General features: G+C 73.3%; 14 protein-coding genes. 6 read left to right on the forward strand and 8 right to left on the reverse strand.

The window, feature by feature from the left end; genetic code table 11:
• Positions 1 to 44: 44 nt before the first annotated feature.
• From ACZ6IM_RS04220 to ACZ6IM_RS04235, 4 genes are all read left to right on the forward strand, one after another.
• Entirely contained in the window at positions 45 to 1,385 is a 1,341-nt protein-coding gene (locus ACZ6IM_RS04220) for a multidrug effflux MFS transporter (RefSeq protein WP_469554144.1), read from the forward strand.
• Positions 1,386 to 1,462: 77 nt separating this feature from the next.
• On the forward strand, positions 1,463 to 2,536 hold the full coding sequence (locus ACZ6IM_RS04225) for a serine hydrolase domain-containing protein (protein WP_052842748.1): 1,074 nt from the start codon (positions 1,463 to 1,465) through the stop codon (positions 2,534 to 2,536).
• A gap of 567 nt (positions 2,537 to 3,103) precedes the next feature.
• The gene (locus tag ACZ6IM_RS04230) at positions 3,104 to 4,093 is read left to right on the forward strand and encodes a small ribosomal subunit Rsm22 family protein (protein ID WP_052837381.1); all 990 of its coding nucleotides are present in this window, start codon (positions 3,104 to 3,106) and stop codon (positions 4,091 to 4,093) included.
• Positions 4,094 to 4,149: 56 nt separating this feature from the next.
• A complete protein-coding gene (locus tag ACZ6IM_RS04235) occupies positions 4,150 to 4,812 on the forward strand; it encodes a response regulator transcription factor (protein ID WP_052837678.1) in 663 nt (220 codons plus the stop codon).
• 19 nt (positions 4,813 to 4,831) lie between these two features.
• Here ACZ6IM_RS04235 and ACZ6IM_RS04240 read toward each other — a convergent pair whose 3' ends face one another.
• Positions 4,832 to 5,011: a DUF6243 family protein gene (locus tag ACZ6IM_RS04240; RefSeq protein ID WP_469554146.1), complete on the reverse strand. Its 180-nt coding sequence runs from the start codon at positions 5,009 to 5,011 to the stop codon at positions 4,832 to 4,834.
• Between the two features lie 104 nt (positions 5,012 to 5,115).
• Here ACZ6IM_RS04240 and ACZ6IM_RS04245 point away from each other — a divergent pair, with 104 nt between their 5' ends.
• Together ACZ6IM_RS04245 and ACZ6IM_RS04250 are read left to right on the forward strand one after the other, a co-directional pair.
• On the forward strand, positions 5,116 to 5,772 hold the full coding sequence (locus tag ACZ6IM_RS04245) for a TetR/AcrR family transcriptional regulator (RefSeq protein ID WP_052837382.1): 657 nt from the start codon (positions 5,116 to 5,118) through the stop codon (positions 5,770 to 5,772).
• A gap of 91 nt (positions 5,773 to 5,863) precedes the next feature.
• A complete protein-coding gene (locus tag ACZ6IM_RS04250; protein WP_052837383.1) occupies positions 5,864 to 6,595 on the forward strand; it encodes a bifunctional DNA primase/polymerase in 732 nt (243 codons plus the stop codon).
• A gap of 3 nt (positions 6,596 to 6,598) precedes the next feature.
• Here ACZ6IM_RS04250 and ACZ6IM_RS04255 read toward each other — a convergent pair whose 3' ends face one another.
• From ACZ6IM_RS04255 to ACZ6IM_RS04285, 7 genes are all read right to left on the reverse strand, one after another.
• A complete protein-coding gene (locus ACZ6IM_RS04255) occupies positions 6,599 to 7,588 on the reverse strand; it encodes an SCO2278 family lipoprotein (protein WP_052837384.1) in 990 nt (329 codons plus the stop codon).
• The gene (gene efeU / locus ACZ6IM_RS04260; RefSeq protein ID WP_052837385.1) at positions 7,548 to 8,420 is read right to left on the reverse strand and encodes an iron uptake transporter permease EfeU; all 873 of its coding nucleotides are present in this window, start codon (positions 8,418 to 8,420) and stop codon (positions 7,548 to 7,550) included. Before efeU ends, ACZ6IM_RS04255 begins: the two co-directional genes overlap by 41 nt.
• A 2-nt stretch (positions 8,421 to 8,422) precedes the next feature.
• On the reverse strand, positions 8,423 to 9,679 hold the full coding sequence (gene efeB, locus ACZ6IM_RS04265; RefSeq protein ID WP_052837386.1) for an iron uptake transporter deferrochelatase/peroxidase subunit: 1,257 nt from the start codon (positions 9,677 to 9,679) through the stop codon (positions 8,423 to 8,425).
• Between the two features lie 16 nt (positions 9,680 to 9,695).
• Positions 9,696 to 10,850, reverse strand: coding sequence for an iron uptake system protein EfeO (gene efeO, locus ACZ6IM_RS04270; RefSeq protein WP_052837387.1), 1,155 nt, complete (start codon positions 10,848 to 10,850; stop codon positions 9,696 to 9,698).
• Positions 10,851 to 11,070: 220 nt separating this feature from the next.
• Positions 11,071 to 11,913 carry a heme ABC transporter ATP-binding protein gene (locus ACZ6IM_RS04275; RefSeq protein WP_052837388.1) on the reverse strand — a complete coding sequence of 281 codons (843 nt, stop codon included), beginning with the start codon at positions 11,911 to 11,913 and terminating at the stop codon, positions 11,071 to 11,073.
• Positions 11,910 to 13,001: a FecCD family ABC transporter permease gene (locus ACZ6IM_RS04280; protein WP_052837389.1), complete on the reverse strand. Its 1,092-nt coding sequence runs from the start codon at positions 12,999 to 13,001 to the stop codon at positions 11,910 to 11,912. The genes ACZ6IM_RS04275 and ACZ6IM_RS04280 overlap by 4 nt, the downstream gene beginning before the upstream one ends.
• On the reverse strand, positions 12,998 to 14,026 hold the full coding sequence (locus ACZ6IM_RS04285; RefSeq protein ID WP_052837390.1) for a heme/hemin ABC transporter substrate-binding protein: 1,029 nt from the start codon (positions 14,024 to 14,026) through the stop codon (positions 12,998 to 13,000). The genes ACZ6IM_RS04280 and ACZ6IM_RS04285 overlap by 4 nt, the downstream gene beginning before the upstream one ends.
• Positions 14,027 to 14,111: the final 85 nt, after the last annotated feature.

Here is a 14,111-nt window from a genome sequence, read left to right on the forward strand (position 1 = left end):
AGAGCATAGGTGGCGGATCTGTAGAAGAGGGAGGGGCACATCACATGCCCGAGCGCGGGCCGTCCATACCGCACCAGTCACCGGACACGACCACGACCTCGGCGGCGCACCCGTCGCACACCTCGCCCACACTGCCCGCCGCCCGGCGCATCAGTCTTCTCGTCACCCTCATCCTCGGCAGCCTGACCGCCACGCCGCCGCTGGCGATGGACATGTACCTCCCCGCGCTCCCCGAGGTCACCCGGTCCCTGAGCGCACCGGCCGCCACCGTCCAGCTCACGCTCACCGCCTGTCTGGCCGGCATGGCCCTCGGGCAGATCGTCGTCGGTCCGATGAGCGACAAGTGGGGGCGCAGGCGTCCGCTGCTGGCCGGTCTCGCCGTCTACGTCGTCGCCACCGCGCTGTGCGCCGTCGCGCCGAACGTGGAACTTCTCGTCGCCCTCCGGCTGGTCCAGGGACTCGCGGGCGCCGCCGGGATCGTCATCGCCCGCGCCGTCGTACGCGACCTGTACGACGGTGTGGCCATGGCCCGCTTCTTCTCCACCCTCATGCTGATCTCCGGCGTCGCGCCGGTCGTCGCGCCGCTCATCGGCGGGCAGATCCTGCGCGTGACGGACTGGCGGGGCGTGTTCGTCGTCCTCGTCGTGGTCGGGGTGGTGCTGGGCGTCGTCGTGTGGGCCAGGCTGCCGGAGACGCTGCCCGTCGAGGAGCGGCACGCGGGCGGCGTCGGCGACACCCTGCGCGCGATGCGCGGCCTGCTCGCCGACCGGGCCTTCACCGGGTACATGCTCGCGGGCGGCTTCGCCTTCGCCTCGCTGTTCGCCTACGTCGCGGCGTCGCCGTTCGTCATGCAGGAGATCTACGGGGCCTCCGCGCAGACGTTCAGCCTGCTGTTCGGGCTCAACTCGATCGGCCTCGTGGTGGTCGGGCAGATCAACGGCAAGATCCTCGTCGGGCGGGTCAGGCTGGACCGGGTGCTCGGCCTCGGTCTCGTCGTCGTGATCGCCGCCGCGACCGTACTGCTGCTGATGTCCCTGGGCGTCTTCGGCGAGGTGGGGCTCGGGCCGGTCGCCGCCGCGCTGTTCGTGCTGATGTCGGCGATGGGCATCAGCCTGCCCAACACCCAGGCGCTCGCGCTGATGCGGGTCAAGACGTCCGCCGGCTCCGCCTCCGCGCTGCTCGGCACGTCCTCCTTCCTCATCGGCGCGGTCGCCTCGCCGCTGGTCGGGATCGCGGGGGAGGACACCGCCGTGCCGATGGCCGTGGTGCAGTTGGTGGCCGCGGTGCTGGCGCTCGGCTTCCTCGTCACCCTGTGCCGGCCCTCGGCCGGACGCACCGCCGGGCGGGGAGCGGGCGGAGGAGCAGGCAAGGGGGAGGACAACTGAGCGCTCCGAGACTGCGCGGCGACACCCCGGAGCGGGCCGGACTCGACCCCGGGCAGCTCCGTCGTGTCGTCGCCGAGGTGCACCGACTCACCGCCGGCGAACGCCCCTGGGCCGCGGGCGCCGTCGTGGCCGTCGGGCGCGGGCCCGTGCTCGCCGTCGAGGAGGCGGCGGGCTGGGCCGTGCGCTACGCCTCCTACGACCCGCGTACCGACACGGGCGTGGAGCTGCCGGCGGAATCGCGGGTGCCGATGACCGTGGACACGCCCTTCGACCTCGCCTCGCTGACGAAGGTGTTCACGGCGGTCGCCGCCGTGCAGCAGATCGAGCGGGGCACGCTCGGCATCGACGCGGAGGTCGGGGCGTACCTGCCGGACTTCCGGGCGGTGGCGCGGCACGGTGTCACCGTGCGGCAACTGCTCACCCACACCTCCGGGATGCGGCCCGAACTCCCGCTGTACGACGCCTCCGCCTCCGCCTTCGCCTCCGCCTCCGCCGACAAGGACGAACGGCTGCGGCGGCTGCGGGCGGAGCCGCCGGTGGGGGTGCCGGGCGTGTACTGCTACTCGGACCTGAACATGCTGCTCCTGCAACAGGTGCTGGAGCGCATCACCGGGCGGGGGCTGGACGTCCTCGTCCGGGACGGGATCACCCGGCCGCTGGGCATGACGGCGACGCGCTTCGGGCCGTGTCCGGGCGCCGCGGCCACGGAGGACCAGCGGCGGCCGTGGGCCAAGGTGGACCGGGGGATGCTGCGCGGGGTCGTCCACGACGAGAACGCGTGGGCGCTGGGCGGGGTGGCCGGTCACGCGGGGCTGTTCTCCACGGGCCGGGATCTCGCGGTCTTCTGCCGGACGCTGCTCGCGGGGGGTTCGCACGGGCCGGCGCGGATCCTCGGGCCGGACTTCGTGGAACTGTTGCTGGCCGCACCGGGGTTGGGATTCGCCTTGGACCAGCCGTGGTTCATGGGCGAACTGGCGGGGCGCGGGGCGGCGGGGCACACCGGGTTCACGGGGACGATGCTGGTTCTCGACCGGGCGACGGACACCTTCGCGGTCCTCCTCGCCAACACGGTCCACCCACGCCGTCGGGCTCCGGACAACCGGCCGCGCGCGGCGCTGTGCACGCGGGTGGCGCGGGCGGTACGGGTCTGATCGACACGGGTGCCTGCGGCGGCCTGTGCGGGGTGCCTGCGGCGCCTGTGCGGGTTCGGTGGGGGTGCGGGGTGCGCGGTGCGTTGTGGGTGGGTCGGGGCCGCGCCGGGGGGTGTCCGTCCTCGGAACGGCGCGGAATCGGTCGGCCACAGATCTCCCCCGGCGTTGACGCGCCAACCGCTGCGGGCGGACACCCCCCGACACGTCCCCTTCTCGCCGTACGCGGCTGCGGGCCGCCAGCGCCGCGCTGCCCCGGCCCGCCGTACGCGGCTGCGGGCCGCCGACGCCTTCCTGCCCCGGCCCGCCCGTACGCGGCTCTCCCGCCGCGTCGCCATGCCGCCCCGGCTGCGGGCCGTCGTCCGTCGCCCTCGCTGCGGGCCGTCGTGCCGCTGGGGCGATGGGGGTCCCCCCCCCGCTCGGGCGAAGCCGAGAGTGGGGGAGGGTGGCGCAGCGGCACCCCGCTGCGCCGGGCCGCGCTCCCCTCGCGCCCGCACCCGCGCCGGGTGCCGAGGGAACGCCGGACCACTGACCGCACCGCACCCTCGGAGTGCCTCGTACAATCGCCGGGTGAACCAGCCCGCCGCCCCCGCCGACACCCTGCGGGCCGCCCTCGCCGACCTCGTCGACGGGTTGCCGCCCCGCCAGGCCGCGCAGGCCGTGGAGCGGCTGATCGCCAGCTACCGCGGGGACACCCCGACCGACGCCCCCATCCTCCGCGACCGCGCCGACGTCGTCGCCTACGCCGCCTACCGCATGCCGGCCACCTTCGCCGCGGTGCGCTCCGCGCTGGACGCGTTCGCCGCGGCCGTGCCGGGATGGGTGCCCGGCGGTCACGTGGACGTGGGCGGCGGGACCGGCGCCGCGACCTGGGCCGTCAGCGACACCTGGGGCGGGACGCGTCCGGTGACCGTACTCGACTGGGCCGAACCCGCGCTCGCCCTCGGCCGGGAGATCGCCGCCTCGCTGCCGGCTCTGCGCGACGTCCGCTGGCGGCGTTCCCGGATCGGAGCGGCGCTCGACATCGAGAGCACCGATCTCGTCACGGTGTCCTACGTGCTCAACGAGCTGACCGGACCCGACCGCGCCGCCCTCGTCGACGCCGCCGCCGGTGCCGCCCGGGCCGTCGTGATCGTGGAAGCGGGTACCCCCGCCGGATACGCCCGCGTCATCGAGGCCCGCGACCGGCTGATCGCCGCCGGGTTCCGGGTCGCCGCGCCCTGTCCGCACAGTGCCGCCTGCCCCATCGTGCCCGGCACGGACTGGTGCCACTTCGCGGCCCGCGTCAGCCGGTCCAGCCTGCACCGGCAGGTCAAGAGCGGGTCCCTCGCCTACGAGGACGAGAAGTTCAGCTATGTCGCCGCCACCCGGCTCCCCGCCGAACCCGCCGCCTCCCGGGTGGTCCGGCGTCCGCAGATCCGCAAGGGCCAGGTGCTGCTCGACCTCTGCGAGCCCGACGAGCGGTTGCGGCGCCGTACGGTCACCAAGCGGCACGGCGACCTGTACAAGGCGGCCCGCGACGCGGCCTGGGGCGACTCCTGGCCGGCCGGGGAAGACTGACCGGCCCGACGACCCTGGAAGTGGACCTCCCCGTGGAACGTGACGTGCGCCCCGCCCTGCGGATCGTGATCGCCGAGGACGATCCGCTGCTGCGCGAAGGGCTCGCCCTGCTGCTGCGGGCCGAGGGCCTGGACGTGGTGGCCACCGCGGACACCGGCGAGTCGGTGCTCGCCGCCATCGACGAGCACGAGCCGGACGTGGCCATCCTGGACGTGCGCATGCCGCCCACCCACACCGACGAGGGGGTCCGCGCGGCCGTCGAGGCGCGGCGGCGGCGCCCCGGACTCGCCGTGCTGGTGCTGTCCGCGTATGTGGAGCAGTCCTTCGCCACCGACCTGCTGACCGGGGGAGTGGGCGGCCTCGGCTATCTGCTCAAGGAACGCGTCGGCCGGGTCGAGGAGTTCATGGACGCGCTCGGCCGGGTCGCGGGCGGCGGCACCGCCATCGACCCGGAGGTCGTCGCCCAGCTGTTCACCCGGACCCGGCAGGACACCCGGCTGGAGCGGCTCAGCCCGCGCGAGCGGGAGGTGCTCGGTCTGATGGCCGAGGGCCTGGGCAACAGCGCCATCGCCGGACGGCTCGTGGTCACCGACGGTGCCGTCCACAAGCACATCCGCAGCATCTTCGCCAAGCTCGACCTGTCCCCGGCCGACCAGGTCGACCGGCGGGTGGCGGCCGTCCTGCACTATCTGGAGAACGCGCGGGCGCCACGCCACTGAGCGGCCGGGGAGGGCGCGGTCAGCTCCTCGGGTTCTGCTGCCGTTCCCGCAGTCTGCGCAGCAGTTCCTGCTTCTGGGCCTGCGGCGACAGGCCGCCGCCGACGCGGGCGGCCCGGTCACCGCCGCGCAGGGCGTCACGGCCCAGCTTCCGGCGTGTGCCGCCGACTCCCAGCATGTTTCCGGCTCCACCTCGGGTCATGTCGTTCTCCTCTCGGACCGACGCATGGAGAGACGAGACGTGTCGTCTTGCCTTGCTCCCCTTCGGCGAGACGTCACGTCTTGTCAACCTGGTAACTTCGGAGCATGGCCACCATCCGGAAGTCCGCCCGCACCACGCCCACCGCCGCCGAGCGGCCGCATCCCGACGCCACCCGGCGCAGCCAGCGGTCCCGCCAGGCCATCTACGACGCCGCCCTCGCCCTGGTCGGGGACGTCGGCTACCCGAAGACCACCATCGAGGGCATCGCAGCCCGCGCGGGCGTGGGCAAGCAGACGATCTACCGGTGGTGGTCCTCGAAGGCGGAGGTGCTCCTGGAGGCCTTCCTCGACCTCGGTGAGCAGGCCGTCCACGCCCAGGGGCAGGAAGCGCCCTACGCCATCCCGGACACCGGCGACATCGCCGCCGACCTCAAGGCCGTACTGCGCGCCACCGTCGACCAGCTGTACGACCCGAAGTTCGAGGTGCCGTCCCGCGCCCTGGCCGCGGAAGGGCTCGTCAACGAACAGCTCGGCCGGGAGTTCGTCGCCAAGCTCCTGGAGCCGTCGCTCCAGCTCCACGCCGACCGGCTGCGTGCCGCCCAGGCGGCCGGCCAGGTGCGGCCGGAGATCGACCCGCGCATCGCGCTGGAACTCTTCGTCTCGCCGCTCGCCCAGCGCTGGCTCCAGCACACGGGGCCGGTCTCCTACGACTACACCGACACCCTCGTCGATTACGCGCTGCACGGGCTCGCCCCGCGGTGACCAGGGAAGTTTGTCCCTTCGCGACCCCGAAGCGCTGAATGGTGCGACGATAGGGCATGCTGGTGCGCACGACGGCGAGGCAAGGGGATAGATGAGCGCGGAGTTCGGCGGTCGGGGCGGTCTGCAGGGCAAACTCTCCTCGTGGCTGCGCGGACGCCGGCCCAAGGAGGCCACCTCGGACGGTGGCCGGGAGGATCTGCTGCTCGCCGCCGCCGGTGCCGGACTGCCCCTGGCGCCCGCCGCGCACCCCGCCGGATACCGTTGCTCCTGCGACCGCGTGGGCTGTCCCACCCCCGCCCGGCACCCGGTGTCGTTCGCCTGGCAGACGCAGTCCACCACGGACCGCGCCCAGATCGAGCGCTGGGCCCGGCACCAGCCCGAGGCCAACTTCATCACCGCGACCGGCATGGTGCACGACGTACTCGACGTGCCGTTGCAGGCCGGCCGGGAGGCGCTGGAGCGGCTGCTCGCCGCCGGTGTCGAGGTCGGGCCGGTCGCCGAGAGCGACGACGGACGCATGCTGCTGTTCACCCTCACCCGCGGCACCCCCGAGGACGAGGACGAGTGGTGGCCCTGCGAGCTGGACTGCCACCCCGAGACCATGGACGAGCACCCCGGGCTGCGCTGGCACTGCCGCGGCTCCTATGTGCTGGTGCCGCCGGCCCGGCTGCCCGGGGAACACCGCACGGTGCACTGGGTGCGCGGTCTTGAGCATCCGCTGCCGGATCCGCTGACCCTGCTGGAGACCCTCACCGACGCCTGCGCCCGGCACGCCGGTGAGGAGAGCGACCACGAGGGAGCCTCCTGGCCGCTGCGCCGCTGAGCGCTACTCGCCCTTCCCCGACGTCAGGCCCTGGACCCGGCCGAGCACCGACACCGGTCCGTCCGCCGGGTCGAGCGCGACCTCGTTGGAGACGAACTCCATCGTCAGCGACTGCTTGATCTCGCCGTCCGTCAGCGCCAGCACGTCCTTGTTCGGCGTCGGCACCGACGCGCCCCGCGCGGCGGTCTGCTTCTCGAAGTGCCGCGAGGTGAAGAACACCAGCGCCCCGCCGTCCTTCGTGCGCAGCGCCAGCGGCGCGTAGTCGCCGTTCGCCAGCGGCTCGTCGATGTACTGGGTGACCAGGCCCGGGCGGATCGAGCGCTTCTCGCGCAGCGCGCGCCAGGAGCTGGTGTGCACGCCGTCCGCGAAGGCCTTGCCGCCGTCCCGCAGATACGTCGTGTAGTCCTTGCTCAGGTCGGCCGGCGGGACGCTCACGTCGGTGGAGTTCGCGGGCACGGCCTCGGCCCAGCCGTCCCGGTCGGTCTTGAACTCGGGCACCTTGCCGGGGGCGACCAGCGTCAGGTACGCCGCCTCCCAGGTCTCCTCCAGACCGTTCCGGGTGAACACCAGCAGCCAGCGGGCCTTGCCGCCCTTGTTGGCCTTGGTGTCCGCGACGAACCAGCGGGGCCAGCCCGCCTTCTTCGGGATCGTGAACTTCGCGTCGGTCAGCTCCAGCGGCGCGTGCGCCGGATTGCCGTCGGGGTGGTTGACCGCGCCCGCCTTCAGCCGCGCCGAGTCGATCGCGGCGAGGGCGCCGGTGGTGTGGTCGGCGTCCAGGGAGGCGTCGTACGCCTTGTCGGCCGCGTTGTAGGCGGTGGTGAACTGCTCCAGCGCCTTCGCGGCCTCGGCCCGGGTGGCCGAGGGGAGCACCTCGCGCTCACCGTGCACCACCACGCAGCCGCTCGCCGTCAGCGACAACGCGGTCGCCGAGGCGGATATGAGCGCGCACTTCTCAAGCCTGCGGGGCCTTCGAGGGCCGCGATCCTGGCTCATCAGGTTCCTTCACCTTCCCCTTCCCGGAGGCGAACCCTACCGGGGCGAGGAAGAGCGCGAGCGCCGGGACCAGGTAGAGCAGCCACACCGTGACCTGGAGGACGGTCGGATCGGGCTGGAAGTTGAACACGCCCTTGAGCAGGGTGCCGTACCAGCTGGACGGATCGACCGTGTTGCTGATGTCGAAGGCCAGGTTCGTCAGGCCCGGTACCAGGTCCGCCTCCTGGAGGTCGTGCACGCCGTACGCCAGGACGCCCGCCGCCACGACGACCAGCATGCCGCCGGTCCAGGTGAAGAACTTGGCCAGGTTGATGCGCACCGCGCCCTTGTAGAACAGCCAGCCGAGCAGCACCGCCGTGGCCAGCCCGAGGGCCACGCCGATCAGCGGGCGCGGGGTGCCGTCGCTCGCCGCGTGCACCGACGCCCACACGAACAGGGCCGTCTCCAGGCCCTCCCGGCCGACCGCCAGGAACGCCGTGGCCACCAGCGCGCCGGTGCCCATCGCCAGGGCCGCGTCCAGCCTGCCGTGCAGCTCCGCCTTCAGGTGCCGGGCGGTGCGCCGCATCCAGAAGACCATCCACGTCACCAGCACCACGGCCAGGATGGAGAGCGAACCGCCCAGCGCCTCCTGCGCCTTGAACGTCAGTTCCTGCGAGCCGAACTCCAGCGCGCAGCCGAAGCCGAGCGCGATGGCGATCGCCACGCCGATGCCCGCCCAGATGGGCTTCAGGGCGTCCCGGCGGCCCGTCTTGACCAGATAGGCGATCAGGATGCAGACGACGAGTGAGGCCTCCAGGCCCTCGCGCAGTCCGATCAGGTAGTTGGAGAACACGGTTACGCCTCCTTGCCGAACAGCGTGCTGCCCCACCAGTCGTCCGCGTCGCGGACCCCGGGCGGCACGGCGAAGACCGCCGAACCCACGTGCTGGATGTACTCGTTGAGCGCGTCCGTCGCCAGGTTCCGCTGGACGGGGACGAAGCCGGTGCGGATGTCGCGCTGGTAGGCCAGGAAGAACAGGCCGGCGTCCAGGCGGCCCAGGCCGTCCGTGCCGTCGGTGAAGGAGTAGCCGCGGCGCAGCAGCGTCGCCCCGCCGTTGGAGTCGGGGTGCGCGAGCCGGACGTGCGCGTCGGGCTTCATCGCCTTCAGGAACGGCTCGTCGCGCTCCTTGGCCTTGCCGACCGGGGCGCCCTCGCCCTTGTCGCGGCCGAACACGTCCTCCTGCTCCTGCAGCGGGGCTCGGTCCCAGGTCTCGATGTGCATGCGGATGCGCCGCGCGACGAGGTAGGAGCCGCCCGCCATCCAGGCCTGGCCGTCCTTCTCGGCGGCCCAGACGAACTTCGCCAGCCGGTCCTGGTCCGTGCCCGCGATGTTGCGGGTGCCGTCCTTGAAGCCGAGCAGGTTGCGCGGGGTCTGCTCGTCGGGCGTCGTGGACGAGGTCTTGCCGAAGCCGAGCTGCGACCAGCGCACGACCACCTTGCCGAAGCCGATGCGGGCGAGGTTGCGGATCGCGTGCACGGCGACCTGGGGGTCGTCGGCGCAGGCCTGGACGCAGAGGTCGCCGCCGCTGCGGGCCTTGTCGAGATTGTCCCCGGGGAACCTCGGCAGGTCGGCCAGGGCCTCGGGACGCCGGTCGGCGAGGCCGAACCTGGCGAAGAGGGACGGGCCGAAGCCGATGGTGAGGGTCAGCCGGGACGGCCTGAGGCCCAGTGCCTCACCGGTGTCGTCCGGCGGGGCCTCGGGCAGCCCGCCGTAGGCGCCCTCGCCCACCGCGTGACCGGCGGTCATCGCGCGGGCCGCCGCCGTCCACTCCTTGAGCAGCGCGACGAACGTGGCCCGGTCCTCGGTCGTCACGTCGAACGCCGCGAAGTGCAGGCGGTCCTGCACCGGCGTCGCGATGCCCGCCTGGTGCGCCCCGTGGAAGGGGACGGCGGAGCCCGCGCCGGCACCGGCCGGGGCCGCGTCGTCGCCGGTGCGGTCCATCGCCACCGCCCCGCCGGCCGCCGCGGCGGCGCCGAGCGCGAGGCCCGCGCCGCCCCAGCCGATCAGCGCCCGCCGGGACGGAGAGGGGGCGGGGGACTCGGTGTCCGTCATCGTCGTCTCCCCGCGTCTACTTGGTGACCACGGCCGCGGCGAGCTTGGACAGCGGCTCCGCGAGCGCGTTGACCGCGTCCGACAGCTCCTTGCGGTCCGCCTTGCCGACCTTGTCGTAGGAGGTGAACTCATAGGAACCGGGGTTCGGGCGGTACTGGTCGAGCAGCTTGTCCAGCGCCGCGAACTGGCCGTCCAGCTCCGTCGTCAGCGCCGCGTCGTTCTCCTTGGCGACCGGCTTCAGCAGCGCGTACGACTTCTGCGCGCCCTCCACGTTGGCCTTGAAGTCGACCAGGTCGGTGTGCGAGTAACGCTCCTCCTCGCCGGTGACCTTGCCGGTGGCGACCTCGTCGAGCAGCTCCTTGGCGCCGTTGGCCATGGAGGTCGGGGTGATCTCGGCCTTGCCGACCCGGTTCTGCCAGTCCTTCAGGTCGGTCACCAGGGTGGCGGCGAGTTCCTTCTCGCGGTCGCCGATCTTCTTGTCCTGCCACAGCGCCTTCTCCAGGCGGTGCCAGCCGGTCCAGTCGGTCGCCGGGTCCTGGCCCGCCTCCAGACCGTCCTCGCGGACGTCGACCTGCGGGTCGATGTCACCGAAGGACTCCGCGACCGGCTCCGTGCGCTCCCAGCCGATGCGGGAGGGGGCGTACGCCTTCTTCGCGGCCTCCAGGTCACCGGCCTCGACGGCCTTCGCGAACGCCTCGGCCTTCGGGAGGGTCTCGTCGGCCTGCTGCTGCACGTACTGGCGGTAGGCGGCCACGGCCTCGTCGAGGCGCGGGTCGCGCGCGGCGGTCTTCCCGCCGGTGGCCCTGACGTCCTGGCGGATGCCCTTGCCCTTCATGCCGGGCTTGCAGGCGATCCGGTAGTCGCCCGCCTTCACTTCGGCCGTGACCCGCTGCTTGGTGCCGGGGCCGATGTTCTCCCGCTCGGTGACCACCCGGTCGTCGGGGAAGAGCAGGTAGACCTCGGTGACCTTGGAACCCTTGTTCTCGACGGCGAGTTCGACGTGACCGGCCGGGAACTCGGCCTTCGACACCTCGCACTTGTCGTCCGTCGCCGTCACCGTGATGACGTGATCGCCGTCCTCGGCACCGCTCTTCTCCGTGCACCCCGTGACGGCGGCCAGGGCCGCGGCGGTGGCGACGGCGGTGACGACGGAGAGTCTGGCGGCTCGCATGCGGGCTCCAAAGAACGGCCGAAAGTGCGCGTGACGGGCCTCACAGGAAGGTGAGGCTGGCCTAACATACCTAAGGATTTCCTAAGGAAAACCAGTCCATACGGTGATCCGAATCTCATGGACGGTGTATGAGCACGGGCCGGTCACGGTGGCTCAATGAAGTGCTCATGGGAGGGTCAAGGGAGCGTCAAGGACGGGCCTCGGCGGGGGAGCACGGGCGTCACGGCGTGCGGCGCGGGACGACGAGGAGCGCGCCCGTGCGCGGGTGCGGGAACACCTCCACCGGCTGCTCGTAGACCTCGGACAGCAGCCCCTCGGCGAACACCTCCGCCGGTGGACCCTCGGCCGCGATCCGGCCCGAGCGCAGCACCGCCACCCGGTCCGCGTACGCAGCCGCCAGCGCGAGGTCGTGCAGGACGACGACCACCGCGTCCCCCGCCCGCGCCCGCTCCCGGCACAACCGCAGCACGAGTTCCTGGTGCCGGAGATCCAGGGCCGCGGTCGGCTCGTCGAGCAGCAGGAGGGGAGCGCGCTGGGCGAGGACCCGGGCCAGGGCCACGCGGGCCCGCTCGCCGCCGCTGAGCGCGGAGAACGGGCGCCCGGCGAATCCGGCCACCTCCGTGCGCGCCATCGCCTCGGCCACGGCAGCGTCGTCCTCGCCCTCCCGGTCGCCGCCCGCCCAGGGCGCCCGGCCCATCCGGACGACCTCCTCCACCGCGAACGGGAAGGACAGCGACGCCGACTGGGGCAGCACCGCCCGGCGCAGCGCGAGTTCGGGCGCCGACCACCGCGCCACCGGCCGGCCTTGGACGCGTACGACACCCTCGGCGGCCGGGACGTCGGCGGCCAGCGCGCCCAACAGGGTCGACTTGCCCGCTCCGTTGGGACCGACCAGCGCGAGCACCTCGCCCGCGCGGACGCCCACGTCCACCCCGTCGAGGGCCGGCCGCCCGCCGAGGTGCACGCGCACTCCGTCGGCCTCGGCGAGCACGTCGCCGGGCGTGGCCGGGGGCGGCGGCACCGGAGGGGACGGCACGAGTCGCGGCAGCTTCACGCCCCTCATGCCCAGCCTCCCTGCCTGCGCCGGGTGCGGCGCAGCAGCCAGAAGAAGAACGGACTGCCCAGCAGCGCGGTCAACACCCCGAGCGGCAGCTCGGCCGGCTCCGCGACGGTGCGGGCGGCCAGGTCGGCGGCGAGCAGGACCAGCGCGCCGAGCAGAGCGCTGCCCGGGATCAGGAACCGGTGCCCGGGCCCCGCCGCCATCCGCAGCAGATGCGGGACGACGAGTCCGACGAAGCCGATGACCCCGGCCACGCTCACCGCCGCCGCGGTCAGCAGGGCGATCACCAGGACGAGGACGATCCGCAGCCGCTCCACGTCCACGCCCAGGTGCCGGGCCGGGCGTTCGCCCAGGGAGAGGAGGTCCAGACGGCGGGCGTACAGCGGGGCGAGCCCGAGGCCGAGCGCCGCGCAGGGCAGGACCGCCAGCACCTTCGGCCAGGTCGCCTGGGCGAGCGAGCCCAGCTGCCAGAAGGTGATCTGGTTGACCGCCGCCGTGTCCGCGAAGAACAGGAACAGTCCGATCAGCGCCCCCGCGAAGGCGTTCACCGCGATGCCGGTGAGGATCAGTGTCACGACCTCCGTACGGCCGCCGGAGCGGGACATCGCGTAGACGACCAGGACGGTGATCAGGCCGGAGACGAACGCGAAGACGGACACCGTCCAGGTGCCGAGGAAGTTCAGGCCGAACGCGAGAGCGGCGACCGCGCCGACCGCCGCGCCCGAGGACACGCCGATGACGCCCGGCTCGGCCAGCGGATTGCCGAACACGCCCTGCATCAGCGCGCCCGCGCAGCCCAGCGAGGCGCCGACGAGCAGCGCGAGCACGATCCTGGGGAACCGCACGTTCCACAGCACCGACCCGGCCACCCGGTCCAGTTCCGCGCCGCCGAGCCCGGCCCGGTGCAGCAGCGAGCCGAGCACGTCGCCGACCGGGACCGGGTAGGCGCCGGTGCCGGCCGCGACCGGGACGAGGACCAGCAGACCGGCGGCGAGGGCGGCGGTCAGCAGCCAGGCGGTGGTGCGCCGGGCACGCGGGGCGGCCGGGTCCGCGGGCGCCTGGGAGCGGGCCGGCTTGTCCAGTACGGTCACTTGCCGTCCCCCTCGCCGTACAGCTGCGCCACGACCGACTCCAGCACCTGGTCGGTGCGCGGGCCGTAGTTGAGGAGCACGCCGTCCTCGACGGAGACGATCCGGCGGTCCGTCCCGGCCGGGGTCTGGGCGACACCGGGGATCTTCACCAGCCCGTCCACGCCGCCGACCGACTCGAGTCCCTTGCTCATCACGAGGATCGCGTCCGGCGCGGCCTTGACGAGGGCCTCGCTGGTGATGGCGGTGAAGTCCTTGCCGAGGCCGGAGGCGGCCCCGGCGTCCACCGCCCCGGCCGCCTCGATCAGCGAACCGGCGCCGGAGTCCCTGCCGCCGATGAGGTAGACGGAGGCCGAGCCGCGCAGGTACAGGAAAGCGACCCGGGGTTTCTCCCCGTGCGGAACGTCCTTGCGCACGGCCCCGATCCGCTGCTCCGAACGCCGGGCCAGCTCCTTCCCGGCCGCCGGCACGCCCAGGGCGTCGGCGACCGACCGGATGCGCGGGCCCACGTCGTCCAGCCCCTCGGCCGCCCCGACGAAGAGCACCGGGACCCCGGCGGCGCGGATCTGGTCCACCGCCTCCTCGGGACCCGTGGTGGTCTCGGCGAGCACGAGGTCGGGCTTCAGCGACAGCACGCTCTCGGCGGAGACGTCGTGGCCCCGGGTGACCACGGGGAGTTCCGCCGCCTGTTCGAAGGTGGCGGTGACGTCCCGGGCGACGACACGGTCGCCGAGCCCGAGTGTGAAGACGATCTCGCTGAGGCTGCCGGAGAGGGGGACGATCCGCTCGGCCGCCTTCACCGTCACCCGCTCGCCGTCGGCGGAGGAGACGGTGACCGGGAGCCGGGGTTCGGGTCTCTTCGCGAGTGGTTCGACGCGGTTCACGACGGGCGCCCCGGCCGGGGCGGATCCCGCGCCGCCGTCGCCGCCGGGTGCCGCCTCGGACGCGCCTCCGCACCCCGTCGCGGTCAGGGAGAGGGCGAGCACGGACAGCAGTGCTCCCGCCAGTCGGTTTCGCAAGCGTCGCACGGTTCCGTCCGTCCTTTCCGGTCGACCGTCGGCATCGGTCGACTAGAGCTTAGGTTAGCCTTACCTTTGTTCGCTACCGGCCCCC

This window comes from Streptomyces sp. NPDC042336 (assembly GCF_055581985.1).

Coding starts and splice junctions, on each gene's coding strand:
- ACZ6IM_RS04220 (WP_469554144.1), top strand. CDS start 45: ATGCCCGAGCGCGGGCCGTCCATACCGCACCAGTCACCGGACACGACC.
- ACZ6IM_RS04240 (WP_469554146.1), bottom strand. CDS start 5,011: ATGACCCGAGGTGGAGCCGGAAACATGCTGGGAGTCGGCGGCACACGC.
- ACZ6IM_RS04250 (WP_052837383.1), top strand. CDS start 5,864: ATGAGCGCGGAGTTCGGCGGTCGGGGCGGTCTGCAGGGCAAACTCTCC.
- efeO (WP_052837387.1), bottom strand. CDS start 10,850: ATGCGAGCCGCCAGACTCTCCGTCGTCACCGCCGTCGCCACCGCCGCG.
- ACZ6IM_RS04275 (WP_052837388.1), bottom strand. CDS start 11,913: ATGAGGGGCGTGAAGCTGCCGCGACTCGTGCCGTCCCCTCCGGTGCCG.
- ACZ6IM_RS04255 (WP_052837384.1), bottom strand. CDS start 7,588: ATGAGCCAGGATCGCGGCCCTCGAAGGCCCCGCAGGCTTGAGAAGTGC.
- ACZ6IM_RS04245 (WP_052837382.1), top strand. CDS start 5,116: ATGGCCACCATCCGGAAGTCCGCCCGCACCACGCCCACCGCCGCCGAG.
- efeB (WP_052837386.1), bottom strand. CDS start 9,679: ATGACGGACACCGAGTCCCCCGCCCCCTCTCCGTCCCGGCGGGCGCTG.